The 25,887-nt window shown below is 55.9% G+C and carries 23 protein-coding genes; 14 read left to right on the top strand and 9 right to left on the bottom strand.

Annotation, left to right across the window (positions count from 1 at the left end):
* Positions 1 to 52 precede the first annotated feature (52 nt).
* Positions 53 to 382, top strand: a complete 330-nt coding sequence (locus FPY71_RS08000) for a helix-turn-helix transcriptional regulator (RefSeq protein WP_149299425.1) — start codon at positions 53 to 55, stop codon at positions 380 to 382.
* A gap of 32 nt (positions 383 to 414) precedes the next feature.
* Here FPY71_RS08000 and recG read toward each other — a convergent pair whose 3' ends face one another.
* Positions 415 to 2,517 (bottom strand): ATP-dependent DNA helicase RecG, encoded by a 2,103-nt coding sequence (recG, locus tag FPY71_RS07995; protein ID WP_149299423.1) that lies wholly within the window; start codon positions 2,515 to 2,517, stop codon positions 415 to 417.
* Positions 2,518 to 2,678: 161 nt separating this feature from the next.
* Here recG and FPY71_RS07990 point away from each other — a divergent pair, with 161 nt between their 5' ends.
* Positions 2,679 to 2,975, top strand: a complete 297-nt coding sequence (locus FPY71_RS07990) for an FAD assembly factor SdhE (protein WP_149299421.1) — start codon at positions 2,679 to 2,681, stop codon at positions 2,973 to 2,975.
* Entirely contained in the window at positions 2,972 to 6,478 is a 3,507-nt protein-coding gene (gene mfd, locus FPY71_RS07985; RefSeq protein WP_149299418.1) for a transcription-repair coupling factor, read from the top strand. The genes FPY71_RS07990 and mfd overlap by 4 nt, the downstream gene beginning before the upstream one ends.
* A gap of 22 nt (positions 6,479 to 6,500) precedes the next feature.
* Here the strand turns inward: mfd and FPY71_RS07980 are convergent, their stop codons facing one another.
* Entirely contained in the window at positions 6,501 to 8,342 is a 1,842-nt protein-coding gene (locus FPY71_RS07980) for an extracellular solute-binding protein (protein WP_149299417.1), read from the bottom strand.
* 253 nt (positions 8,343 to 8,595) lie between these two features.
* Between FPY71_RS07980 and FPY71_RS07975 the strand changes: the two genes are divergently transcribed.
* Complete coding sequence (locus tag FPY71_RS07975; RefSeq protein WP_149300537.1) at positions 8,596 to 9,156, top strand: invasion associated locus B family protein; 561 nt, start codon at positions 8,596 to 8,598, stop codon at positions 9,154 to 9,156.
* A 67-nt stretch (positions 9,157 to 9,223) separates the two neighbouring features.
* Here FPY71_RS07975 and FPY71_RS07970 read toward each other — a convergent pair whose 3' ends face one another.
* Positions 9,224 to 10,240: a LacI family DNA-binding transcriptional regulator gene (locus FPY71_RS07970; RefSeq protein ID WP_246160198.1), complete on the bottom strand. Its 1,017-nt coding sequence runs from the start codon at positions 10,238 to 10,240 to the stop codon at positions 9,224 to 9,226.
* Positions 10,241 to 10,359: 119 nt separating this feature from the next.
* On the opposite strand from FPY71_RS07970, the gene FPY71_RS07965 reads away from it, so the two are divergent.
* The 5 genes from FPY71_RS07965 to FPY71_RS07945 all read left to right on the top strand — a co-directional run bounded on the left by FPY71_RS07965 (position 10,360) and on the right by FPY71_RS07945 (position 15,090).
* Positions 10,360 to 11,028 carry an RraA family protein gene (locus tag FPY71_RS07965; protein ID WP_149299413.1) on the top strand — a complete coding sequence of 223 codons (669 nt, stop codon included), beginning with the start codon at positions 10,360 to 10,362 and terminating at the stop codon, positions 11,026 to 11,028.
* Between the two features lie 73 nt (positions 11,029 to 11,101).
* A complete protein-coding gene (locus FPY71_RS07960) occupies positions 11,102 to 12,139 on the top strand; it encodes a TRAP transporter substrate-binding protein (protein ID WP_149299411.1) in 1,038 nt (345 codons plus the stop codon).
* Between the two features lie 112 nt (positions 12,140 to 12,251).
* On the top strand, positions 12,252 to 12,722 hold the full coding sequence (locus tag FPY71_RS07955) for a TRAP transporter small permease (protein ID WP_149299409.1): 471 nt from the start codon (positions 12,252 to 12,254) through the stop codon (positions 12,720 to 12,722).
* On the top strand, positions 12,719 to 14,008 hold the full coding sequence (locus FPY71_RS07950; protein ID WP_246160196.1) for a TRAP transporter large permease: 1,290 nt from the start codon (positions 12,719 to 12,721) through the stop codon (positions 14,006 to 14,008). Before FPY71_RS07955 ends, FPY71_RS07950 begins: the two co-directional genes overlap by 4 nt.
* 14 nt (positions 14,009 to 14,022) lie before the next feature.
* Positions 14,023 to 15,090 (top strand): C-terminal binding protein, encoded by a 1,068-nt coding sequence (locus tag FPY71_RS07945; RefSeq protein WP_149299407.1) that lies wholly within the window; start codon positions 14,023 to 14,025, stop codon positions 15,088 to 15,090.
* On the opposite strand, the gene hspQ is transcribed toward FPY71_RS07945, so the two are convergent.
* Together hspQ and FPY71_RS07935 are read right to left on the bottom strand one after the other, a co-directional pair.
* Positions 15,060 to 15,401 carry a heat shock protein HspQ gene (hspQ, locus tag FPY71_RS07940; RefSeq protein WP_210246263.1) on the bottom strand — a complete coding sequence of 114 codons (342 nt, stop codon included), beginning with the start codon at positions 15,399 to 15,401 and terminating at the stop codon, positions 15,060 to 15,062. The genes FPY71_RS07945 and hspQ overlap by 31 nt on opposite strands.
* Before the next feature lie 21 nt (positions 15,402 to 15,422).
* Complete coding sequence (locus tag FPY71_RS07935; RefSeq protein WP_149299405.1) at positions 15,423 to 16,616, bottom strand: UbiH/UbiF family hydroxylase; 1,194 nt, start codon at positions 16,614 to 16,616, stop codon at positions 15,423 to 15,425.
* Between the two features lie 159 nt (positions 16,617 to 16,775).
* Between FPY71_RS07935 and pcsA the strand changes: the two genes are divergently transcribed.
* Positions 16,776 to 17,507, top strand: coding sequence for a phosphatidylcholine synthase (gene pcsA, locus FPY71_RS07930; RefSeq protein WP_246160195.1), 732 nt, complete (start codon positions 16,776 to 16,778; stop codon positions 17,505 to 17,507).
* Positions 17,504 to 18,478 (top strand): quinone oxidoreductase family protein, encoded by a 975-nt coding sequence (locus FPY71_RS07925; protein WP_149299403.1) that lies wholly within the window; start codon positions 17,504 to 17,506, stop codon positions 18,476 to 18,478. Before pcsA ends, FPY71_RS07925 begins: the two co-directional genes overlap by 4 nt.
* Before the next feature lie 71 nt (positions 18,479 to 18,549).
* Here FPY71_RS07925 and FPY71_RS07920 read toward each other — a convergent pair whose 3' ends face one another.
* On the bottom strand, positions 18,550 to 19,104 hold the full coding sequence (locus FPY71_RS07920; RefSeq protein ID WP_149299401.1) for an NADPH-dependent FMN reductase: 555 nt from the start codon (positions 19,102 to 19,104) through the stop codon (positions 18,550 to 18,552).
* Between the two features lie 192 nt (positions 19,105 to 19,296).
* Between FPY71_RS07920 and FPY71_RS07915 the strand changes: the two genes are divergently transcribed.
* Positions 19,297 to 20,079, top strand: a complete 783-nt coding sequence (locus tag FPY71_RS07915) for a WecB/TagA/CpsF family glycosyltransferase (protein ID WP_149299399.1) — start codon at positions 19,297 to 19,299, stop codon at positions 20,077 to 20,079.
* A 13-nt stretch (positions 20,080 to 20,092) separates the two neighbouring features.
* Here FPY71_RS07915 and FPY71_RS07910 read toward each other — a convergent pair whose 3' ends face one another.
* Positions 20,093 to 21,427 carry an FAD/NAD(P)-binding protein gene (locus FPY71_RS07910; RefSeq protein ID WP_149299398.1) on the bottom strand — a complete coding sequence of 445 codons (1,335 nt, stop codon included), beginning with the start codon at positions 21,425 to 21,427 and terminating at the stop codon, positions 20,093 to 20,095.
* Positions 21,428 to 21,454: 27 nt separating this feature from the next.
* Positions 21,455 to 21,913, bottom strand: coding sequence for an RrF2 family transcriptional regulator (locus FPY71_RS07905; RefSeq protein WP_149299396.1), 459 nt, complete (start codon positions 21,911 to 21,913; stop codon positions 21,455 to 21,457).
* 159 nt (positions 21,914 to 22,072) lie between these two features.
* Between FPY71_RS07905 and glpD the strand changes: the two genes are divergently transcribed.
* The gene (glpD, locus tag FPY71_RS07900; RefSeq protein WP_149299394.1) at positions 22,073 to 23,584 is read left to right on the top strand and encodes a glycerol-3-phosphate dehydrogenase; all 1,512 of its coding nucleotides are present in this window, start codon (positions 22,073 to 22,075) and stop codon (positions 23,582 to 23,584) included.
* A gap of 50 nt (positions 23,585 to 23,634) precedes the next feature.
* Here the strand turns inward: glpD and FPY71_RS07895 are convergent, their stop codons facing one another.
* Positions 23,635 to 24,573 carry a LysR family transcriptional regulator gene (locus FPY71_RS07895; RefSeq protein WP_149299393.1) on the bottom strand — a complete coding sequence of 313 codons (939 nt, stop codon included), beginning with the start codon at positions 24,571 to 24,573 and terminating at the stop codon, positions 23,635 to 23,637.
* A gap of 166 nt (positions 24,574 to 24,739) precedes the next feature.
* On the opposite strand from FPY71_RS07895, the gene FPY71_RS07890 reads away from it, so the two are divergent.
* Positions 24,740 to 25,843 (top strand): NAD/NADP-dependent octopine/nopaline dehydrogenase family protein, encoded by a 1,104-nt coding sequence (locus FPY71_RS07890; protein WP_246160194.1) that lies wholly within the window; start codon positions 24,740 to 24,742, stop codon positions 25,841 to 25,843.
* Positions 25,844 to 25,887: the final 44 nt, after the last annotated feature.

Genomic DNA, 25,887 nt, shown 5'->3' with positions numbered 1-25,887 from the left:
TGCCCGTTGATCCGTTAAGTGGATCAAGCGGCATGCATCAGGCGGTTTGACCATGACCGAGAGGGTCACGATAGAAAAAGTTGAGTATGAAAGGCTGAGAGCTGCGGCGGATGAACTGTCGCACATCATCGCCTATGACGTGGCAATGGCTGATGGCGGTGAATCTATCCCGGCCGAGCTTGTAAAGCTCATGATCGATGGAGAGCATCCGCTCCGGATTTATCGCGATTTTCGCGGCCTTACCCAAGCTGGATTGTCCGAGCTTTCCGGAGTCAACAGGGTTCAGATTGCCGATATTGAGGCTGGAAGAAAATCAGGATCGATTGAGACGGTAAAAAAGCTGGCTGCAGCACTGTCAGTTACAATTGACGATCTGATCTGAACCAACCGGATAGTTGGCCAGATCTCCGAAGCTCAGCCTGCGCGGATCAAGCGGATGGCATCGTCTTTTCCAAATAGGTACAGCAGCGTGCGCACGGCCTGGCCACGTTCGGACTGAAGCTCAGCATCCCGCGTCAGCAACAACCTTGCGTCGTCGCGTGCAGCCTCCATTAAGTCCGCATGCACATCCAGTCTCGCGATCCTAAAGCTCTGCACGCCAGATTGCCTTGTTCCGAGCAAATCGCCTTCTCCGCGCAGGCGCAGATCTTCCTCCGCCAGCCGGAAGCCATCTTCTGTTTCGCGCATGATTGCCAAGCGCGCCCGGGCATTGGCGGTCAGCGGCGTTTTGTACAGAAGCACGCAAGAGGATTGCTTGCTGCCCCGGCCAACGCGCCCGCGCAACTGATGCAACTGCGAAAGTCCGAAACGCTCAGCATGTTCAATAACGATGATGGATGCGTCGGGAACATCAACACCCACCTCGACCACCGTAGTGGCAACGATGATGCGGGTTTGCCCGCTCTTGAACGCCGCCATGGCAGCGTCTTTTTCTTCCGCCGCCATCTGGCCATGCACAAGCCCGACCTGGTCGCCAAAAAACTGCTTCAGTGTTTCATAGCGTTCCTGAGCCGCAGTCAGATCAGATTTTTCCGACTCCTCCACCAGCGGGCAGACCCAGTAGAGCTTTTCGCCCTCTGCAATGGCGCGTCCAGCCCGGTCCACAATTTCGCCAATGCGGTCCATTGGAACCGCAACCGTGGTGATTGGCTGGCGGCCTGCGGGTTTGCCGCCTAGGCGCGAAACATCCATGTCGCCAAAGGCAGTCAGCACCAATGTGCGCGGAATCGGCGTTGCCGTCATCACCAGCAAATCCGGCGCTTGCCCCTTGCGGGTCAGCTCCAGCCTTTGGTGCACGCCAAACCGGTGCTGCTCATCCACCACCGCAAGGCCAAGATTGTGGTAGTCCACGCTTTCTTGAAACAGCGCGTGCGTGCCAACGATGATCTGTGTTTGACCGCTGGCAATGGCTTTAAGCTTAGCCGCCCGCTCCTGACCTGTGTCGCGCCCGGTCAAAAGGGTAATGCTTAAGCCAACTGCCAGGCACAGCGGTTCAAGGCTGGCAAAATGCTGCCTTGCAAGAATTTCGGTAGGCACCAGCAGAGCAGATTGCGCGCCGGACTCCGCCGCCGCCGCCATGGCCATCAGGGCAACCACAGTTTTGCCTGCACCGACATCGCCCTGCAACAGCCGGATCATCCGCTCCGGCAGTGCCATATCGGCCAGAATTTCGCGCAGCACGTGCTGCTGCGCATCGGTCAGTTGAAACGGCAAGCTGGCCAACATTCTGGCGCGCAGTTCGCCATTGCCACCCAGAACCCGACCTTTCAGCTTTTTTGCCTGCTGGCGGTAGAGTGCCAATGTAACCTGACTGGCCAGAAATTCATCATAGGCCAGGCGGCGAAAAGCAGGGCAGGCAGGATCTGCATCCAATGGCGTTTCCGGATTGTGCAATTGCAAAAGCGCTTCGGAAAAGTCCGGAAAACCCTGGCGCTTCGTTATGGAAGGCTCAATCCACTCTTCAAATTGTGGAAGCCGCGACAAGGCTTCAGTGATGGCCTTGCGCAAGGTCTTGGCCGACAGGCCAGCCGTCATCGGATAGACCGGCTCCACCAATGGCAGGTGCTCGGCTTCTGCCACCGGTGCAACAAAGTCCGGATGCACCATTTGCGCGCGGCCGTTGAAATGCTCCACCTTGCCGGAAACCAGCATTTCCTCCCCCGGTGGCAACTGCTTTTCCAGCCAGCTCTGCTGCGGTCGAAAATAGGTCAGCGCAATGTCGCCGGACGCGTCATAGGCGTAAATTCTGGCCGGCTGGCTGGTGCCCTTGGGCGGAAATTGCGCGCGGTCTATGTGCACCTGCAGGGTGACAATCTCACCTTCCGGCGCATCGGCAATGGTCACGCGCTTGCGCCGGTCAATCGTGCTGGAAGGCAGGTGAAACAACAGGTCGCGCACGCGCGCTTCTTCCACGCCGGGCGGGCAGACAAGGCCGGAAATCGTGGCCGCCACCTTGGGGCCAACGCCGGGCAGGCTGGTTATTGATGCAAACAGGGTGTCCAGAACAGATGGGCGCATGAAATGATGCAATAACCTGTCATGTGGCCGCAAGCAAAGGCTGACAGCCGGGTTTCATGCGCCTATATGAAACGTCTGAAACTGAAATAGAAGCCGGACGTGGAACGGAAAACTCCTGTTCCACGGTTTTTGCGTTGTGCCATGCAGGAAGGAATGCCCTGATGTCAGGTTCCAACCGATCGTCAATTGATCTGGATTCGCGCCGTCGCAAGGTGCTCTTTCGCTCCTGGCATCGCGGAACGCGGGAAATGGACCTTGTGCTTGGCCGCTTTGCCGACGCGGAAATTGACAAGCTGACGGATGATGAGCTGACGATCTACGAGCATCTGATCGATGCGCCAGATCGGCAGTTGTTTTCCTGGCTCACGGGCACCGAAGAAACGCCCGAAGAATATGACACGGACATTTTTGCAAGGATTCGGGACTTTTACACTCTGCCGGAGGAAAAACTGTCATGAGCAATCCCCCGGATCTGAAAAAACGCCTCGGCAAGCCTGGCGGTTTTTCCATCGGCAATGTGCCCGATTCCTACATTCCGTTTCTGCTGGCAGAGATTGCCCGGCATCGCGGTGGTGACAAGCCTGTGGTGTTTGTCATGCGCGATGGCGGTCACATGGCTGAAATTGAAGATGCCATGCAGTTTGTTGCGCCAGAACTTCCGGTGCTGACACTGCCGGCTTGGGATTGCTTGCCATATGATCGGGTTGGTCCTTCCAGCCAGATCGCGGCTATACGTCTGGCGGCCATGGGTGCCATTGCCAATCTGCGCCAGTCGCCGCACCGGGCACTTATTCTCACCACGGCCAATGCGCTTTTGCAAAGAATGCCCGCGCTGGATGTTCTGGCCAAGGAAACCATTCACGCAAAGGCCAGCGGCCGCATTTCCATGAACCATATTGTCGATGCTCTGCAGCGCGGCGGTTTTGACCGGGTGGCTACCGTTCGCGAAAAGGGCGAATTTGCGGTCCGCGGTGGCATTCTGGATTTGTTTGCCCCGGGCGATGAGGAGCCTTTGCGGCTGGATTTTTTCGGCGACACGCTGGAAACCATCCGCACTTTCGATCCCGCCAGCCAGCGCACAAGCGGCCATCGCAAAGTGTTTGAGCTTGCGCCCGTGTCAGAGGTGATGCTGCGCGACGAGGCAATATCGCGGTTTCGCAGCAATTACATCAAACGCTTCGGTGCCGCGGCACGGGATGATGGCCTGTATGCCTCCATCTCCGAGGGTAAGCGCTTTGCGGGTATGGAGCACTGGCTGCCGCTGTTTCATGAAAAAGTTGATACGCTTTTTGACTATGTGGAAGGCTTTCCGCTGGTTCTTGACCATTTGCTGATTGAAGCGGTGGGCGAGCGGCGCACGCTGATCATGGATTATTACGAGGCCCGGCGACGCGGCATTGCCGGGCAGAGCGCCGGTGGCGTGCCTTACAATCCGGTTGCGCCGGACGAGTTGTATCTGACGGTCGATGAGGTGGCGCTGCGCGTTGCAGGGGCGGAGCCAGTGCGCATTTCCGCCTATGCGCAAAGCGATGCAGGAACAGATGTGGTGAACCTTGATGTCACCCACGGCAGAAATTTTGCCGGAGAGCGTCAGGCGGGCGATGTCAATGTGTTCAATGCGGCGGTGGAGCACATCGCCAATCTGCGGGCTGGCGGCAAGCAGGTCATTCTGGCCGCCTGGTCGGAAGGCTCACGTGACCGCCTGACCCAGGTTGTGGAAGAGCATGGTCTTGGCAATATCAAGCCGGTGGAAAGCCTGAAACAGGCCCTGGAGGCCGGACGCAATACGGTTGCAGCCGCTGTTCTGGGCGTTGAGCACGGCTTTGAAACCGACCGTATCGCGGTTGTGGGTGAGCAGGACATTCTGGGCGACCGGCTCGTGCGCCGGGGTAAACGCCGCAAGCGGGGTGCCGACTTTATTTCAGAAGTGTCCGGCCTGTCCCAGGGTGACATTGTTGTTCACGTTGATCACGGAATTGGTCGCTTTGTCGGCCTGCGCACCATTGATGCAGCGGGCGCGCCTCATGACTGCGTGGAATTGCATTACGCCGGTGATGATCGACTGTTTCTGCCAGTTGAAAATATTGAGCTATTATCGCGCTTTGGCGGTGAGGGTTCAGAAACCACATTAGACAAGCTCGGCGGCGGTGCGTGGCAGGCGCGCAAGGCAAAACTGAAAAAGCGCCTTCTGGATATGGCTGGCGAGCTGATCCGCATTGCTGCTGCACGCGAAACTCGCGGTGCGCCCAAGCTGCTGCCGCCTGAAGGCCTCTGGGGCGAATTTCAGGCACGTTTTCCCTACGAGGAAACGGAAGACCAGCTTAACGCTATCGAGGCCATTGCCGATGACCTTGCGGCAGGCAAGCCCATGGACCGGCTGGTTTGCGGTGATGTGGGTTTTGGCAAAACGGAAGTTGCCCTTCGCGCGGCGTTCATTGCTGCAATGAATGGCGTGCAGGTCGCCGTTGTGGTGCCCACCACGCTGTTGGCTCGCCAGCACTACAAAACTTTCTCCGAGCGTTTTCGCGGTTTGCCGCTGAACATTGCACAAGCATCCCGACTCGTATCCGGCAAAGAGCTGTCCGAGGCAAAGAAGGGCGTTACTGCCGGTACGGTGGATATCGTGGTCGGGACGCACGCACTGCTTGGCAAATCGGTGGAGTTTAAAAACCTCGGACTGCTGATCATTGATGAAGAACAGCATTTTGGCGTGAAACATAAGGAGCGGATGAAGGAACTGAAATCCGACGTCCACGTGCTGACTCTTTCAGCCACACCGATTCCGCGCACTTTGCAATTGGCACTGACCGGCGTGCGCGAGCTTTCGCTTATCACCACGCCACCGGTGGACCGGATGGCGGTGCGCACATTCATTACACCATTTGATCCGCTGGCTGTGCGGGAAACGCTGTTGCGGGAGCGCTACCGCGGCGGGCAGAGTTTCTACGTCGCGCCGCGCCTGGCCGATCTTGCCGGCATCAAGGAGTTTCTGGACGAGCAGGTGCCGGAACTCAAAGTGGCAATTGCCCATGGCCAGATGGCTGCCGGCGAGCTGGATGACATCATGAATGCCTTTTACGAGGGCCAGTATGATGTGCTTCTATCCACTACCATTGTTGAGTCTGGCCTGGATATTCCGAGTGCCAACACCATGGTGATTCACCGAGCCGACATGTTCGGCCTGGCGCAGCTTTATCAATTGCGGGGCCGCGTGGGGCGGTCCAAGCAGCGTGCTTATGCGCTGATGACCATTCCCGCCAACAAGACACCGACTGCCGGAGCGGACAGAAGGCTGAAAGTGCTGCAATCTCTGGACACGCTGGGTGCAGGCTTTCAGCTTGCCAGCCACGACCTGGACCAGCGCGGGGCGGGCAATATTCTGGGTGAAGAGCAGAGTGGCCACGTAAAAGAAGTGGGCTTTGAGCTTTACCAGCAGATGCTGGAAGAGGCCGTTGCTGAAATGAAAGGCGTGGAGCCTGAAACCGATGGCAACTGGTCGCCGCAAATCACGCTTGGCACTGCGGTCATGATACCGGAAGGCTATGTGCCGGATCTGCAATTGCGCATGAGCCTGTATCGCCGTCTGGCGGATTTGAATGATGCGCGGGAAATTGACGCCTTTGGTGCGGAATTGATCGACCGCTTTGGCCCATTGCCCGACGAGGTTCAGCATTTGCTGAAGGTTGTTTTCATCAAGGCGCTGTGCCGCAAGGCCAATATCGAGAAGCTGGATGCCGGGCCGAAAGGGCTGGTTGTACAGTTCCGCGACAAAACCTTTGCCAACCCCGTGGCACTGGTTCGCTATATTGCAGAACAGGGTGCGGCGGCCAAAATCCGGCCCGACCACTCAATCGTTCTAATGCGGGATTGGCAGCAACCGGAACAACGGCTTAACGGCGCAGCGGTGGTAGCTACACAATTGAGCCGCTTTGCCGAAGACGCGCAGAAGCACGCCGCATAGGCGTTCTCGCCCAAACAAAGTCTCAGTTGCTGGCTGCTCGCCAGAAGGCGGGCAGATAGTAGCCCGTCAATGGAATGGTTTCCGGGTGCTGGATAAAGTCCCAGCGCGCCAGCCACTGGTCCCGCAGGTAGAAAAGCGGAACCACATAAGACCCCGAAATCAGCAAGCGGTCATAAGCGCGCACGGCCGCAACATAATCCTCGATGCTGGTGGCCTGCACCATGGCGTCAATGGCGGCATCCACCGCCGGTTCCGCCACGCCGGAATAGTTGAAGGAGCCCGGTGCATCTCGCGCCACGCTGCCCCAGCGGCCAACCTGTTCCGCGCCGGGTGACAGCGTGCCATTGAAGGCTGAAACCAGCATGTCATAGTCAAAACTCTGCTTGCGCAACTGGTACTGAGCATCATCTGCCTGCCGCACGCTGACATTAACGCCAATGCGGGCGAGGGTGCGCTGATAGCCTAGCGCTATGCGCTGCTGGTCAATGGTCTGCACAAGGATTTCAAAGGTCAGCGGTCTTCCGGACGCATCTACAAGTTGCGAACCTTTCAGCGTGAAGCCACTTGCCTGCAACAGGCTTAAAGCCTCGCGAAGCACTTTGCGGTCGGCGCCGGAACCATCGGTCACCGGCTGGCGCCATGCGCCCTGCATGACATCTGCCGGAATGTCAGCGGCCTGATCGCCCAAAAGCTTCTTTTCCAGCGCACTGGCGGGCTGGCCCAGACTGGAAAGATGCGTGTTGTCAAAATAGCCAGAGGTGCGCTGATAGGCGCCGTGAAACAGATTCGCATTGGCCCATTCAAAATCAAACAGCATTGCCAGCGCCGCACGCACCTGCCGATCGGCAAAAATTTCCCGTCTGGTGTTGAAGAAGAAGGCATTCAATACGGCAGGGCGCCCGGTTTGAAACTCATCACGCTTCACAGCGCCATTGGCCACGGCAGGAAAGTTGTAAGCTGTTGCCCAGTGGCGTGGATTGGCGTCCGGATAGATGTAGAAAATGCCCTTCTTGAAGGCTTCAAACTGCGAATTCACATCACGGAAATATTCGACGGTGATTTCATCATAATTGTCCAGACCCTGCTTGATGGGCAGGTCCTTGCCCCAGTAATCCGGGTTTTTGCGATAGGTGATAAGCTGTCCCGGCCGCACGGTCGAAATCACGTAGGGGCCGGACCCGACCAGAGGCTCAAGCGTGGTGTTGCCAAATGTTTCCGGGTCGAAGCCGTGCTCGGGCAACACTGGCAGGCCGGCCAGCAGCAACGGCAATTCCCGGTCGGCTTTCTCGTTGAAAGTGAAACGAACTTTGCGCTCGCCGGTCTTTTCAATTTTTTCAACACGGGAAAGCCAGTTGGTGTAATGCGGCCTGACAACACCCTGCTGCTGCATCATACGGGTGGTAAAAAGCACATCTTCCACACGCACCGGCTTGCCGTCGGAAAACCGGGCTTCGGGGTTCAGCGTGAATTCGACAAAACTGCGCTCGTCATCGGTCAAAACTGATTCGGCAATCAAACCGTAAAGAGTGAAGGGTTCATCGGGCGAGCGTTGCATTAATGGCTCAAATACGAAATTTCCGAACTCCGTATCATTAAAAATGCCACGTGCAGTTGTCAGAGCTCCACGCACGGTGACCGGGTTGAGATTGTCGAAATCCCCAACCACGCCATAGACCATTTTGCCGCCCTTCGGCGCCTGCGGATTGACGAAAGGAAACGCTTTGAATCCGGCGTCCAGAGCCGGTTTCCCATGCATTGCAATGGCATGGGCAGATTGCTCTTGCGCATGCAGCGGCCCGGCCAGAACAAATAGAGAGCAACCGGCAAGCGCCATTGCCCGCAACATTGAATTGTCCAACCGCATTGAAAACGCACTCCTTGACTTACCGCCTGCGAAAATATCGGAATATACCCCGCTTGCCTACCGTCGCCGTTGGGGCTATCGCACGCCGAGGTCTTTAAACGGCCTTATTTGCGAAACACGGGCTAGCTCGATATTGGGTATATACATCGCCCAGACGAGTGATTTGCCGAGAGGAAGACTGGCTTTGAAAACCCGTTTGCTAAACGCTCACCGCATCGCCCTTGCCGCCGGCCTTGTTTCATTTGCTGCTGCCATGCCCGTCACAGGCGCATCGGCGCAATCAGTTCCGGCTGAATGGTTCAAGGTATGCTCTCCGCAGGGAGACAACACGATCTGCAACACCCAGTACACGTTGATTGCAGACACGCGACAGCTGATAACGGCAGTGAACCTGATCACTGTTACCGGTTCGGTCAACCAGCGCGTTCTTCAGGCTGTCGTGCCGACAGGCCGTGTCATTCCGGCTGGCGTACAGATCCAGATTGATACACAGGCTGCACAAACACTGAATTATTCAGTTTGTTTCCCGGACCGCTGCATTGCAGAAATCGAACTGACAGATGCCTTGGTCAGCGCCATGAAGCGCGGCGGCAATCTGAAGGTGACTTCGGTCAACTTCCAGCGTCAGCCAAACCCGATTGATGTAACGCTCGCGGGCTTCACACAGGCTTTTGACGGCCCAGCGCGTGAACAGCCAGAGGTTGAGCAGCGCCAGCAGCAGCTGAACCAGGCACTGCAGAGTCAGGCGGAAGAGCGCCGCAAGCGGTTTGAAGATGCCCAGAACCAGGCGTTGGAAACTCCGCCAGCTCAATAATTCCTGAGCTGAACATACCGAACAAGCATCCGAACCCGCATCGTTCCAACGGTGCGGGTTTTTGGTTTTACGCCGTGGCGCCGGGAATGATTTTCACCGGTAACGTATATTCATTTTTCTCAAATGCCGTGCTCTGCAAGCGTTTCAAAAGCAGTTTGCCGCCCAGGACACCCATCTCATAGGCTGGCGAACTGGCAGATGTCAGATTGCCGCCTGCGTGCCGGTGCTGCTCAAACGCATTAAAGCCAGACACGGCCACTTGATCTGGAACGGAAACCCCGCGGCTGTCCAACATTTGAAGCGCCGCAACCGCAATTTTGTCATTGCCGCCCAAAATTACGTCGGGCAGGCCGTGCCTCCCAATGTGCTGCGAGATGGAATGGCCAATATGATCGGCGCTATGCTCATCACACCGCAGAACTTTGGTGGCCACACCGGCACCCCGAAGCACCTCCCAGAAAGCCTCCACCCGCTTTTCAATCGCCGGCCAGAAAATATCCGGTATGACAATCAGCGCATTGGCGGGCTCGCGTAACAAGATGTGCTTTGCCAATTCCAACGCGCCACCGCGATCATCCTGGTTGATGTAGCAGATGTCTTGCAGCGTCTCGTCCGGCTTGCATTGAAACACCACCAGCGGGTGATTCAGCCCGGCAAACATTGCCGTGTTGGTTCGGCGCGAGTTGGCAGAGCCCGACAGCATCAGGCAAAACGCATCCACGACATTCTCCCGTACAAGAAACGACTGCTCAACCTGACGTGGCTTAATGCCGTGGAGCAGCAAGCCAAAGTCCTGTTCGCTGAGATAATTGGAAAGCCCGGCCACCAGATTGGTGGTGAATGGATCTGTCAGGAAAGTGGGCGAGGGGTCCACCACCGCCAAGCCGATCATGAACCGCCGCAAGGTGCGCAAGCCACGTCCGGTTCGGTTCGGACGATAACCAAGTTCATTGATGGAAGCCTGCACACGCTCCAGCGTTGCCTGCGACATGCCCAGATGAATTCCATTGACCACTTTGGAGACCGTGGCAATGGAAACCCCGGCATGCGCCGCAACGGAGTGTAAATTGGCTTTTTCCGCCACTGCAGTCTCCCTACTCAAAAAATCCATGCCAACAGGAAAATCTCTAGGTCCTATTGACGCATTTCTCAAACGATCATAGTCTTTAGTTAAACGTTTAATCTAGCACATTGGGGGAATAAATGCGTAAGCTGAACTTTGATCTCGCGGCGTTGAAGTCAGTTCTCTATTCGGCGGTCATTTCAGATGTTCTCGACGATCACGGCATGCCCAACCAGGCGATGGCGCCTTTTGTTCGTCCACTGGATGAATCGCAGAAACTGATTGGTTACGCCCGCACAGGGTCATTCATGAACACCTATTCCGTGCGGGATGGCGAAAACCCCTATGAAGTCGAGATTGAACTGATCGACGATCTGAAAGCGGATGATATTGCAGTTCTGGGTTGCGCTGGCCCAACCACACGCATTGCACCATGGGGAGAGTTGCTCACCACAGCCTCCATCAAACGTGGAGCAGTTGGCTGTGTGACAGATGGTCTGGTGCGTGATGTTCTGCACATTCGCAAATTGGGCTTTCCGGTTTTCCATGGTGGCATAGGCCCCCTCGATTCACGTGGGCGCGGCAAGATGATGGCACGCGATATTCCAATTGATTGCGGTGGTGTGCGGGTTGTGCCGGGCGATCTGATTTTTGGCGATGTTGATGGCGTGGTGGTGGTGCCGCAGGACATTGCCGAAAAGGTCGTGGCAGGTGCACTGGAAAAGGTGAACAGCGAAAACAAAACCCGTGAAGAGCTGGAAAACGGCCTGCTGCTTGGAGAGGTCTACGCAAAGTACGGAGTGCTCTGAATCAGAGGGAACCGTGTCTGACGAAACGCAAAAAATTTCAGATCAAAACGATAATCAAAAGAGGGGAATTGAAATGAAGCATGATGTCAGGAAATTACTCTCGGTTACTGCAATTGCCGCGGTGCTGGTTCTGCCCCAAACTGCGTGGGCCGCTGATTACACGATAAGAGCAAGCCATTCGGAAGCGCCGGAAAGTCCGCTGCACAAGGGTTACGAAGTTTTCAAAGCCTATGTTGAAGGGGCAAGTGCCGGACAGATCGAGGTCATCATCTCACCGGCGGGCCAGCTTGGGTCTATCAAGGACGGGTTGGAGCAGGTCAAGGCGGGTGCAATCCAGGTTGCGCAAGCCGATGAGCAGACTCTTGATGCCTTTTACAAGCCGATGATGATTCTGGCGACGCCGTATCTGTTTGCGAATGATGAGGAAGCCAATCAGTTTCTGGCCAGCGATCTGTTTACAGAAACCAATCTGAAAATGGCGGAAGAGGCCGGACTGCGCATGCTTTCTGCTGCATCCTACGGTTTTCGCAATTTTACCAACAACAAGCACCCTATCAAATCCGCCGCAGACATGGCCGGTATAAAAATGCGAGTGCCACCAAGCCCGATGTCGCTTGCCATGGTGCAGGCCATGGGGGGCTCGCCCACGCCAATTCCGTGGGAAGAGTTGTACGGCGCCATGCAGACAGGCGTTGTTGACGGGCAGGAAAACCCGATTGGCGTTATCCATGACTATTCTTTCAATGAGGTGCAGAAGCACCTCACAGTGGACAATCATCAGCTTGGTCTGAACAGTATCGTTATTGGCGAGGCATTTTTCAAAAGCCTGCCGCTGGAACTTCGCGAGGTCGTGGCAACCGGCGCTGTAATGGCCTCGGCCACGGAATATGGCGAACGGAACTACCAGTCACGTGTCGTGACGGTGGATGCGCTGCGCGACAGGGGTATGGAGATTTATTTTCCCAGCGCGGAAGAGGTTGCAAGCTTCCGGGACGCGGTTCAGCAGCCGATGCAGGACTATCTGAACCAGGAACTTGATCCGGCTTTTGTCACCGCCGTTTACGACGAGATCGGCAATATCCGCCAGCAACGGGCTGCCGCTGCGCAATAGTTCGATTCTGAAAGGCATGAACAGCGTTTTGACATTGGCGAAACGCTGTTCAGGTCGGTCGCCTTCTCAAAAATTAAGTTTCAACAGCGTCGATTTGCGGAAGGGCAATCGAATGAAGCTTGTTTCCGTTGTTCATAGAATTGTTGATGCGGTTATGGTGGCCTGTCTGGCCGTCATTGTCGTGGCAATGATTTCCCAGGTTTTTGCCCGATATGTGAACCACGCGGCAATGGCCTGGCCTGAAGAGCTTTCGCAGTTTCTTCTGGTTGTCCTGTCATTTCTCGGTATGTACCGCGCCATTGGCGAAAAGCTGCACATTCAGCTCAGCCTGTTGCCGGAACACAAACATCCGGTTCTGACGAACTGGCTGAGGGCCTTGGGTCTTCTGACCGCAGGCATTTTCGTTGTCTATATCGGCTATGGCGGCTGGCACCTTGCACAAAGCAGCTGGAACCAGCCTTCCACCGCCATGCGGCTGCCGATGGGGCTGTTCTACGGCATCATACCAATCGCCTGCCTTCTTTCGTTTTTTGCCCTGCTCAATCAGGCGTGGCAACTGGTGCGAAAGGATCCGGCAGAATGATCTCGGCCCTTATTCTCGTAGTTTTGTTGGTTGTCCTCCTCAGCATCAGCGTTCCAATAGCATTCAGCATTGGTTTGTTGGCACTTGCGGGCCTGATGCTGGCGGGGGTGGACAATCCGACTATCGCTGCACAGCGAATGTTCGCGGGCATGAACAGTTACGGCCTCCTGGCTCTGCCCTTGTTCATTCTGGCGGGCAATATTCTGGTGGCCGGCGGCGTCATTCAGCGGCTTATTGATTTTGCCGATGTCATCGTCGGGCGTATACGCGGGGGTCTGGCACAGGTGAACGTGCTGGCAAACCTGATGATGGCCGGTGTTTCAGGCTCTGCCACGGCAGACACTGCCGCGCTGGGTGCGGTCATGCTGCCAACCATGAAGGCGCGCGGTTATTCGGTTGAGTTTGCATCAGCACTCACTGTGTCGGGTGCCATTATGGCACCAATCCTGCCACCCAGCCTGATCATGGTCATCTATGCAATTCCCACCAAGCTTTCGATTGGCGCAATGTTTTTTGCCGGCATAATGCCCGCGCTGCTCATTGCGCTTTTGCTGATGATCTATGTTGCCTATGCCTGCCGCAACCACCCGATGCCAACAACTGCGGCACCAACGCCACGAATTTTGCTTCAGGCAACCATCAAGGCGCTGCCGGTTCTGGTTGCACCAATTATCATTGTTGGCGGGGTTCGAGGCGGCATTTTCACAGCAACAGAGGCAGCCGCTGTTCTGTGCGGTTATGCGTTTCTGCTCTGCGTGGTCGGTTATCGGGCCGTCAGCTTTGCCAGACTTGGCCAGGTGTTTCGTGAAAGTGCGCTGACCAGCGCCACGGTCATGATCATTGTGGCGACGTCCAATCTGTTCGCCTGGTATCTGGCAATGGAAAATGTGCCGAACGCCACGCGCGATCTTTTTCAGATGATGACGGACAATCCGATCGTCTTTCTGCTGCTGGTCAATCTGTTTCTGCTGTTTGTCGGCGCCTTCGTTGATACCGTTCCAGCGATTTTGATCTTTGTGCCAATTCTGCAACCGACGGCGGTGCAGTTTGGCATCGACCCGATCCATTTCGCCATCGTTGTTATCGTCAATCTGATGATCGGGCTTAACACACCGCCAGTCGGCACCAATCTTCTGGTCATTTCTTCCATCGGCGGCAAATCCATGGGTCAGATAACTCGCGCCTTGATGCCGTTCTATGTCGTCAAAATCATCGCACTGATCATCATCACCTATGTTCCGGCGGTTTCGCTCTGGCTGCCGCGCATGGCCGGTCTGATCAACTAGTACAGGAGGCTTTTATGGCGAAGATTATACTTCAGCCCGACGTGCAGTTCTCAGGTGAGGCTGATCTGGAACAGGCAATTTACGGCAACGATTTTCAGGTGCGAATTTTCCAGCCGGGAAACATCGCGCAGATTCCGCAGGATGTGTGGCAGAACACCGTGGCCATGGTCTGCTATCACGAGATTGAAGTGAATGCGGACGTGCTGGATAAAATGCCCGGATGCCGGGTTGTGGTGCGGGCAGGCGTCGGTTTCGATAATATTGATCTTGAAGCGGCCGCCAAACGGGGTGTGGCTGTGTGCAATACGCCCGACTACGGCACAACCGATGTGGCCGACCACGCCATTGGCCTGACGCTGGCGCTGCTGCGGGGCATTGCACACTACAACAGCGCTATCTACGAAAACCCGGTTGCTGGCTGGCGCTTCCAGGATGTGCCAACCATTCGTCGCCTTTCCACGCAGGTGTTTGGCGTCGTGGGGCTGGGGCGTATTGGAACTGCGGCCGCTTTGCGGGCCAAAGCCCTGGGCATGCAGGTCGTGTTTTATGATCCGTATCGCAGCACAGGCTCTGAACTGGCGCTCGGCATTCGCCGGGTGGATACATTGGCAGAGCTGCTGGCAATCAGCGATGTCGTGTCTCTGCATACGCCTCTCACACCAGAAACCAGGCATCTGATTTCCAGTGAACAACTGACCGCGATGAAGCCTGATGCGGTGCTGGTCAATACATCGCGTGGTGGTGTGGTGGATCTGGCCGCGTTGAAAGATGCGCTGACAAATGGCGCTATCAGTGCCGCTGCGCTGGACGTGCTGGAAATTGAACCGCTGCCGGAAAGTCACCCGCTGATGCAGGCATGGCGAGCGCCCCGTTCAGCCATACGCCACAAGCTGCTGCTATCCCCGCACGCGGCGTTTTACTCGCCATCCAGCCTGGTGGATTTGCGCCAGAAATCTGCCCGCACGGCTTTGCGCTATCTGGAAACATCAACCTCCAGAGATTGTTTGAACGCGGATATACTGAATCAGGAGGAAGCGACCAGTCGCCTGGGTCAGTTTCGGCGAGAGGCCTTGAGCGTGTAACGACCATCAATCGGGCCGTCAAACATTTCAGCCAGTTGCGGGTGGTTGACCGGGCCACCCGCTTCGTCATGTTCCAGATTTTGCTCGGAAACATAGGCGATGTATTCGCTCTCGGCATTTTCGGCCAGCAGGTGATAAAATGGCTGGTCCTTGCGCGGGCGTGCCTGTTCAGGAATTGACATGTACCATTCTTCGGTATTGTCGAATTCCGGATCAACATCGAAGATCACGCCACGAAACGGAAACATGCGGTGGCGGACTATCTGACCAATATGAAAACGTGCGCGTGAAATCGGGTTGCTGCTTGGCATGACAATGGGATAACCCGGCCTTTAGCGACGCACAAGAGCGCTGTGGTCGCGCATTCCGAAAATTCCCGAACCCGGTGATACACCTTCACGCATGGCAAAACGCCGGGCAGGAGCAATCGAGGCAAGCGCCTGCAGCCCGGCCGTGCGCAAAATCTGCATCGGCAGCATATCAGCCAGAAGTGAGCGGTTCAGCAAATCAACACCAAAAGAGCGCACAGCAATGTCAGTGCGCCGCGCATTTTCATAGGCATGCAGCATTTCATCGCTGCCAGCGGCAGATTTTCCGCTGCCAACCAGGTCGATAATGCTGGCAACATCTCGCAAGCCGAGGTTCAGCCCTTGAGCGCCAATTGGCGGAAATACATGCGCAGCTTCCCCGACCAGTGCCACACGCTGCGCGGTCAAGCTGTGCGCGCGCCCGCCCGAAAGCGGAAAACACTGAATTTCACTGGTCAATTCAACAGCGCCGAGAATGGAATGCATCCGCTCCTCGACCATGCGCGCAAGCTCCGTCGGTGCAGCCTGCTGAACAGTTCGCGCAATATCCGGCTTTTCCACCCAGACCAGCGAAGACGCATTGCCGGGCAGTGGCACCTGGGTAAATGGTCCTGCCGGGCGGTGAAACTCAGTGGAAATATTATGATGTGGTCGCTGATGGGAAAAGTTCAAAACCATTGCGCTTTGTGGATAGGGCCAGGTCCGCACCTCGATACCGGCACTCTTGCGCACCAGAGAGTTGCGCCCGTCCGCACCAACCACCAGATGAGTGGAAATACGAGTGCCGTCTTCCAGCTCAAGATGAGCCATATCCTGATCGGTCTGCATTTTGCGCAGCGGACTTGCAAAACGTGTCACGTTTGAAAAATCGGCCAGCCGCTCGGACATCACCTGATTGAGATCGCGATTCAGGGCATTGACGCCGAAACTGTCGAGCCCGATTTCAGCCGACTCAAACTCGACAATCGGCGCACGCAAAATGCGCCCGGTATCGTCTATGATTCGCATGGTTTGCAGGGGCGCACCCACCGCTTTCACCGCTTCAAGAACATCAAGGCTGGCCAGGTATTCCAGCGATGCGCCAAAAAGTGCGGTGGTGCGACCATCTTGCGAGGAGGGCGGTGCAATTAACGCAGTATCCACGCCTTTGCCGGCCAGGCCAAGCGAAATGGCAAGGCCGGTCAGGCCGCCGCCGACGACTGCAATCTCGCATTTCATGACATTTCGCCCCTGTTCTATGCCGTTGAGCGCTTTTAGCCCATAGGGCACAGGTTGCGATAGCGCCTGATAGATGTAAAAGCTGAGGCCTGCCGGGTGACAATGGCGCGTTATGCCACCATACTCCACGGCCAAACAAGCGAGGCTCGATCCGGCGACGTGGCGACTACATACGAAAAATGGCGTGCATTTTCCGTCCATCTTCTCACTGCCAGCGGCGCCTTCTGGGCGTTCCTGTCCATCATTGCTGCGGCTGAACAGCGCTGGACCGCAATGTTCCTTTGGCTTGGGCTGGCCTTGTTTGTTGATGGAATCGATGGGCCGATCGCCCGGAAAATTGATATCAAGCGCGTTTTGCCGGACTGGTCCGGAGACATGCTGGATTCCATCATCGACTATGCAACATATGTGCTGATTCCGGCATTTGCACTCTATCAGTCCGGAATGATCGGCCACGCATGGTCGTTTGTTGCTGCTGCGCTGATTGTTATCACCAGTGCTATCTATTACGCAGACACCCGCATGAAGACGAAAGACAATTTCTTTCGCGGGTTTCCTGTAACCTGGAACATGGTGGTTTTTGCGCTGTTTGCCGTGCAACCCAATGCCGCAATTGCATTTTCGGTTGTGCTCTTTTGCGCAGTCACCACTTTTGCACCGATTAAATTTTTGCACCCGGTTCGGGTGGTTCGATACCGCAAGTTTAATCTGGCGATTTTTGCCTTATGGTGCATTTTCGGGTTATGGGCTTTGGCAGCCGGTTTTGAAACCTCCGCTTTTGTTAAAGGCGGCATCATCATCACCGGACTTTACCTCCTGCTCATTGGCGCAGTTGTCCAGCTTTTGGACGGCGGCGGCGCGGATCCGGATCAAAAGGAACATCTGGTTTGACCAAGGCGATTGTTGTTGATGCTATCGGTGGCCCCGAAAAACTCGTATGGCAGGACCATGAGCTGGCGGCTCCCGGCCCCGGCCAGCTGCGGGTGCGGCAAAAGGCTGTCGGCCTTAATTTCATAGACGTTTATCTGCGCAACGGTGTTTACAAGGCACCCAGATTTCCATTTGTGCCTGGCAAGGAAGGCGCGGGAACCATTGTTGCTGTTGGCGAAGGGGTAACAAGCTTCAAGGTGGGAGAGCGTGTTGCCTATGCGGCAGCAGACGGCGCTTATGCGGAAGAAGCTCTTGTGCCCGCTTCGCAGGCGGTGCATCTGCCGGACGGAATTGACGAAGAGATTGCTGCTGCAGTGATGCTGAAGGGCATGACCGCGGAATATCTGTTGCGCAGGACATTCAAGGTTGGCCCTGACACGGTGATGCTGTTTCACGCGGCCGCTGGCGGGGTAGGGCTGATTGCCACGCAATGGGCGAAACATCTTGGCGCAACGGTGATTGGCACTGCGGGTTCAGACGAAAAATGCGCGCTTGCTCTGGCCAATGGTTGCGACCATGTCATCAACTATCAAACAACAGATTTTGTTGAAGCGGTGAAGGAAATTACCCGCGGGCGCAAATGTGATGTTGTCTATGACTCGGTGGGGCAGGCGACCTATCCCGCAAGTCTCGACTGTCTCAAGCGGCTTGGCCTGTTTGTCTCCTTCGGACAATCCTCCGGCATGATCCGCAACTTCGACCTTGCAGTGCTGAACCAGAAAGGCTCGCTTTTTGCCACGCGGCCCAGCCTGTTTGCCTACACATCCACGCGAGAGGATCTGGAGGCAACGGCGCGCTCGTTGTTCAAGGTCATTGGCTCTGGCGCGGTGAAAATTCAGATCAACCAGACATATCCGTTACAGGAAGCGCGGCGCGCCCACGAAGATCTGGAAGCTCGCCGCACCACCGGAACATCGGTATTCCGGGTATAACCGTCTGACGTCTCAAGAAAACTTCAAGGCAGTATCGGCCGGAAATTTTTGGCTGAGCTGCCTTGTTGGTATTATCTTCGTGAAACGAATTCTGCAAAGCCGCCTATAAACTCTTCAAGCTTGCGAACAGTCTTCGCGTCGTTCAGTTCGCCAGCCTCATCAAAAACATCCTGCGCGCGAGACAGCATCAGGCGACCTTCAAACCAGGGCTCCATGCCCAAGGTTCGAATAACCGGCAACCATGCGTTCTGACTGAGAACAGTGCCAAAATTGCCCATGGACGCCCCTAGAACAGCAACGGGCTTGCCACCAAACACACGCTTGATATCGCTTGCCGGTCGACTGGCCCAGTCAATCGCATTCTTGAATACACCGGGAAGCGAATTGTTGTATTCGGGTGTAAAGAACAGCACGCCATCCGCATTTGCAATTGCCGTCTTTAAACTTTCGACGGCTGCGGGAATACCTTCCCGCGTTTCCACATCAGCATTATAGAGGGGGATGCCTTCTAAAGTGGTATAAGTATATTCCGCATGAGATCTAGCCGGAACTGCAGCTGCGCGCATCAACGCAGTATTGAAAGATTGAGCTCGAAGGCTACCGGAGATACCAAGAAGCTTGACCATGAGATTTCCTGTTCACATAAGAGTGATTTACATAGGCTTTCATTTAGATGATTGAGAGAAACTCTCGTCTGCGTCCAACTGTCTCACTAATTCAAGGTTTCGTGATTTTCTGAAAGCTGGATTATTCTGTCTAGTGATACATGTACAAATACGATTGCGAATCATTTTCATGTAGAAATTAAAGAGACCTTTATGACGCTGACAGTTCCTTTTCTGGGAATGCGGTTTTTGAACACCGATATGGCAGGTGTTCGCAAGGTTATTGGTTTGTGGGTGGACAAGGGAACATACGGCTATGCTGTAACCCCCAATGTCGACCATGTCGTGAGCTATCACAACAAGCGTGATCCCGAATTGCGGGCAGCTTATGACTCTGCCGCCCTGCATATCTGCGACAGTCGAATACTAACGGCGTTGGCGCGACCAAGCGGCAGGAAACTCACACCCTGTCCGGGGTCTGATCTGACGCGGGATCTTCTGGCAGACGCACTCACGCCGGATGTGCAGATGGCCGTTATAGGCCCTTCCCATGAGGCCGTGCTGCAATTGCAGGCCAAGTATCCCGATGCGCGCATCACCCACATTTCCAGTCATACCCGCCTGCAGATTGGTTCCTGCGAGTGGCAGCGCACGGTGCAGCGCGCATGCGATGCAGACTGGGACATTCTGTTCGTCTGCCTGTCATTTCCGAAGCAGGAAATTTTCGCCCATGACTTGGCAAAGGCTGGGCGCACCCATGGGTTTGCGCTGTGCGTGGGCGCAAGCATTGACTTTTTAACCGGAGAGCAGGCGCGTGCGCCAGCCGCCATGCAGAAGGCAGGGTTGGAATGGCTGCACCGGTTGGCGGTCAGTCCGCGCCGCATGTGGAAGCGATATCTGTGGCACGGCCCGTCAATATTTGCGCTTGCTGCAAGGCAATACATGACTGACATTCGCGGGTTGTTTGCCACTCGAAATACGGGCGCCGCCGAGTAATCGACGCGCAGTTTCAGGCGTTCTGCGGAATATTTTCCAGTTTTTCGGCCAGAGTTTGCGCCAGCGATGCGCATTGCTGGCGTATATCGGGAATTGCGGTGATCTCCCACAAGCCTGCTCTGGTCAGTGGCCCAGCGGCAAAGATCTGTTCGGAAATGACCCCTGACCTGGCAATGATTGCGCAATTCGGGGCAATGTCCAATCCTATCGCCAACGGATCCATTCGTGCTGTGCCATCCTCAACCAGCGCAGCAGGCAAATTACCAGCCAGGGCCCGTAAATCGCGGATAATTCCCATACAGTCGATGACTCTGCCAAATATCCGGCGGCTTTCATTACCACGGGTCTTGATCGTCACCTGATATTGGTCGCCGACCTTGTCCACACCCATCACTCGACCGCGGATGATGGTCAGTTGCCCATCGGCTTGCGCCTGCCGAATGATCGCGTCCGATTTCGGTGGCAAACGGTGCCGATGGACTTCCCACAATGTGCGAGCATGGCGAACAAAACTTGCGCGCGATTGCTGCGGCAAGGCTTGCCAGATCGCCATGTTGAAAGGGCGCAATCCATCCAGCACGTCACGCCAGTCGCCACCCTTCGCCTCTGTCCATCTGATTGTCTGCCGAAGCCAGTGCAGCAAAAAGGGTACCCCGGCACCCAAGGGAATATCAGCCAGGTCAAGTTTGACCGGCGTGGTCAGGCGGTGAGGGCGCGGCAGCAGGCCACGGCGCGACAGTGCGGTAATTTTCCCGGTATGCCCGGCCTTTCGCAGCGAGATGACCTCATCCACCATGGAAAGGCCGGTGCCAATGATCAGAACGTCGGCTTGCGGGCTCAGTCCGATTTGGGTTGCTTCCGGTTCGGCCAGGGCATGGCCGGTCGCCAGAACCCCCAGAGTTGCCAGTTCGGTTCTGCCGCTGGCCATTGTTGCCACCACACCCGCCTTGATGGCACTCATGTGAACGCAACGGTCCTGTATGATCTGCAGCCTGCCATCACCGGAGCTTTCCAGCCATGGCGCCAACAGCGATTGCAGGTAAAGACGGTAAAGCATCCGCGGCGCAAATGAGCGCGCATCATCGCAATCATGGTCTCGGCCCAGGCCACTCGTTCCAAGCCAGGCTTGAAAATCATCCGGCTTGTCGTGCAGCGCGCTCATGACGCTGACTCTGGTGTTGAGCAGATGCAGAGGCTCATTCGTGGAATAGGCAATGCCTGAACCCAACTCTTCCCGCGGCTCAACAATTGTAACTTTGAACTGCTTGTGTGGAATGCTCAGAAGCTGGCGCGCCAGAATAACACCGGTTGCACCTCCACCGGCGATCAGAATGCGCGGACGATTCATGATATGGTTCCTGACAGCGGAGCAGGCTTAAGCATTGGCAGCAAAGGTTGCCAGGTCCTGCTCGACCAGATCGGGCATTGTCAGCAGTTCTGCGAGAGATTTTTCATCCAGAATCGCTGCAATGGCATTGCGCACCTCCAGCATGACCAGCCGGACCTGACAAACGGCCTCATCCCGGCAGTCTTCGCAACGGCGATAGGCGGTGCGGCTTGCACATGGAATAGGTGCCAGCGGTCCATCCAGCACGCGCAAAATATGCCCTATGCGAATTTCGGACGCATGCCTGGAAAGCCGGTAGCCACCGCCGCGGCCCTTTCGGGCATGCACAAAACCCGCATTCCGCAGTTCACCCAGAATAGCATCCAGAAACTTCTTTGAAATATTGTGCGCGGTAGCAATTTCTTCAGATTGCGTCAGCTGGTCTTCAGGTTGCGCTGCAAGATGCAGCATTGCCTTGAGGCCGTATTTGCCCTTCATGGTCAGCATAAGACTTAGTCACATTCTGCATGGTCGATGGAAATTATATTCGTTCCCCATATAGCCGCAATGTTGCTAACATACCAAGCCAGTTCACACAGGTTTTAATGAACTGATCTAAAGCGCAGGTCTTTGCTAACAGCCATGGTTCAACCTGACAGGAATGATATGACAGTTCCAGGCAGCTTCGACATTTTTATCATTGGCGGCGGCGTCAATGGCTGCGGCATTGCACGCGATGCTGCGGGGCGCGGCTTTTCGGTCGGCTTGGCCGAAATGAACGATCTGGCGAGCGGCACATCATCCTGGTCGACAAAGCTTGTGCATGGTGGGCTGCGCTACCTTGAACATTACGAGTTTCGCCTGGTGCGTGAGGCGCTGATCGAGCGTGAGGTGCTGTGGCGGATGGCGCCGCACATTATCCATCCCTTGCGATTCATTCTTCCACATCACAAAGAGCTGCGTCCCGCGTGGATGCTGCGCCTGGGCCTCCTGTTATATGACAATCTGGGTGGGCGAAAAAACCTGCCGGCAACACGCACCATTGATCTGAGTGGACCACTGGGCGCGCCGCTCGACCCGCAATTTCGTACGGGGTTTGAATATTCCGATGCTCGGGTGGATGACAGTCGGCTGGTGGTGCTGAACGCTCGGGATGCAGTGGCGCATGGCGCGCAGATTTTCACCAGAACAAGGGTGGTTGGCTGCCATGCCGTTGGTGGCAAGTGGGAAATCGACCTGATGGAGCCCGGCGGATTGGGTGCCCGCACGGTGCACGCCCGCGCCATTGTCAACGCAGCCGGCCCATGGACGGATGAGGCGGTGGCAACGCGCGGCCATTCCAGTGTGCACAACGTCAGGTTAGTGAAGGGCTCGCACCTTGTTGTGCGCAAGCTTTACGACCATGACCGGGCTTATATTTTCCAGAACCGGGATGGACGCATCATTTTCACCATCCCCTTCGAGCGGGATTATACGCTGATTGGCACAACCGATCTGGATTATACCGGCGACCCTGCTCAAGCAGCCATAACGCCGCAGGAAACAGATTATCTGCTGGCAGCGGCGGGGGAGTATCTCAAAACGCCAGTCCCACGTGATGCGATTGTCTGGGCATATTCCGGCGTGCGCCCGCTTTATGACGATCACGCATCCAAGGCACAGGAAGCAACACGCGACTATGTGCTGAAAATGTCGCGGGAGGATGGGGCACCGGTTCTGGATATCTTCGGTGGCAAGATCACCACCTATCGGCGCCTTGCAGAGGATTCCTTGCAGCATCTCGAACATGCACTGGGAAAAAAGGGCAAAAGCTGGACAGCTTCTGCGCCTTTACCGGGCGGCAACTTCCAGCCGGAGGATGCAGATGCATTGCTGAAACAGTTGCAGAGGCTGGCGCCTGATGTGGCGGCAGATGTGGTTGAGCGCCTCTTCTGGTCCTACGGCACATTGGCGCGGGAAATTCTGCAGACGCCTGGCGGTATGGGGCAGGAAATTGGCCACGGTCTATATGAGGCAGAGGTTCGGTGGCTGGTTGAGAATGAATGGGCGCGCACCGCAGAGGATATTCTGGTTCGTCGCTCCAAACTCGTTCTGCGCTTTACCGAAGAGGAAACAGCGGCATTGAGCCGCTATCTGACAACGCTGACCGACCCGCTGCCAACCGTCTCCTCGCCCTAGTATCAATACCACGCCACAGCTCAGCAGCTTGTTTTGAAACTCAGCTCGCTTTAAATTTTGGCTACATTTGTTTTGAACCGTATCCCCGGAATAATTGCTGCAGCATAATCTCTGACACAGGGAATGAAGGCTTCCGCCGCTGGTGACAATGGAACATTTACCGGGCTGATTGCGCCAAAGTAAAACGGAATTTGCGCATCAATCCTGCACACTTCTACGCCCTCTACGGGGTAGCCGTAGGCGGTTGCCGGCTCAACAATTGCCACACCCAGTCCAGCTCGTGCCATGCTGATTGCGGTTATGGAGGCATTGGTATCAATCACCCGGTTTGGTTCAACGCCATTTTCCTGCAATGCGCGGTCGATACGGGTGCGGTGACGAAAGGGATGCGCTGCAGCTATCAGCCTTTCATCCTTCAGATCGGCAACCCGCAAATGACCATGCCCACCAAGCGGATGGCCGATCGGCAAGATTGCGACACAGGGTGCTTCGGCAAGCCAGTGTGTTTCAATCGACGCATGCTCGATTGGAAATGAAGCGACACCAAGCTCTGATTTGCGCGAAACAACAGATTGGATAACCCGTTCAATTGGATCGGCACTGAGCAGAATACGTTGCGGCAGGTCTTCGGCAGCCAGCCGCGCAAGCGCGCCCGGCACCAGAGATACAGCCAGAGCCGGCGTGGCGGCAATGTGTATGCGGGGTGTTGCCTCCTCGCGAATTTCCGCCACACGCTCTTGCAAACGGCCCATGTCGACCATCAGACCTTCGACTTCCTGATGGAATTTAAGAGCCCGCTCGGTGGGTGAAACCCTGGGCCCGCTTCTGTGCAGGAGCTCAAACCCGAGTGCACTTTCAAACTCGCGGATCAATCGCGTTATGGTTGGTTGCGAGCAGCCCAGCATTTTAGCCGCACCGGTAATGCTGCCCGCAGCCATAACCGCGGAGAATGCATCAAACTGGCGAAAATTCACGTCACGAAAATCCAAGAGTTCACCTCCAGTATCAACCGGTCACTGATGGAATGTGCGGATTCGTCGTGCCAAGTCAAATACGGGTCGATAATTCAGAAAAAGAATATTGAACCAAATATCATTCGAAAATCGTATTGACAAATCTTTTCGCTGGCGGCTTACTTCTGGTTGGAAACGGCAAGTGGAGATTTCGGTGCAACTGGCAATTCTGGGTTCTGGCGCTATTGGTTTGAGCGGGGCAGCGCTGGCCGCTACCAATGGGCATTCAGCAAGTTTGTGGACGCGCGACCCTGAGCAGGCAGACGCCCTGGCATCTGGAATTAACGCGACGGGTGCAATTTCCGGGCATTTTCCCGTGGCAGCTTCGGAGGATATGGCGGAAGTTCTCGGCCAGGCAGATGTCGTCATGCTGTGCCTGCCGGGCTATGCGCACAGAGCCGTCATCGACCGAATGGTGCCATTGCTGACACACCAGCAGGCAATCATTGTCAGTTCGGAAATTTCTTTCAGCGGGCTTTATCTGCAAATGCAGATTGCCAAACGGGGATTGAGCATTCCAGTCATAATCTGGGGCACAACAGCCACAACCGGAAGGCGCACCGCGCCAGACTCTGTGTGGCTGAACTCTGTGCGGCAGAATGTGGATCTCTCCACCATTCCCGCAGACTGCCTCGCCAACGGCATGGCGCTGTGCGCCACGTTGTTCGGTGAGCGATTTGTCGCGCGCGAAAATGCACTGGCGATTGCGCTGAGCAACGTTAACCCGCAAAACCACCTGGCCATAGTGCTGGGCAACCTGACGCGAATGGAGCGGGGCGAGGTCTGGGGGCAGGCAGAAAATGTGACGCCCGGTATCGGCCGTCTGATGGAAGCGCTGGACGATGAACGCTTGTCTGTGGCCGCCGCGCTGGACATTCCGGTAAAAACCGTTCGGGAGCATTTTCACAAGTCATTCCATGTGCCTTATGGATCTGTATCCGACATGAACAGGGCAATGCATGAGGACGGCCGGGGCGGGCATGGACCTGCCACACTCGATACCCGCTATGTTTACGAAGACGTGCCGTTCGGCCTGCTGACATCCGCGTTGATTGGCCGGATCTGTGGCGCACCCATGCAACTGCATGAGGCGGGAATAGACATTCTCTCTGCAGTTTATGGAGAGGATTTCCGCCGGGCCAATGACCTTCTGGACGTGCTTGGCCTTTCCGGCATCTCTGCCGCCGCGCTGCGAACGCGGCTGGAGCAGGGTGTCAAAACTCCCGGCATGACTGCCAATTCCTGAGCCTGACATCAATTCGCCGTGGCGCTGCCCGGCAATTTACCGGA

This window comes from Aureimonas fodinaquatilis (genome assembly GCF_008369445.1).
In the GTDB taxonomy this organism is placed as follows: domain Bacteria; phylum Pseudomonadota; class Alphaproteobacteria; order Rhizobiales; family Rhizobiaceae; genus Aureimonas; species Aureimonas fodinaquatilis.
The sequence above is the reverse complement of the archived record's forward strand: the minus strand, read 5'-3'. Positions and strand labels throughout refer to the sequence as shown.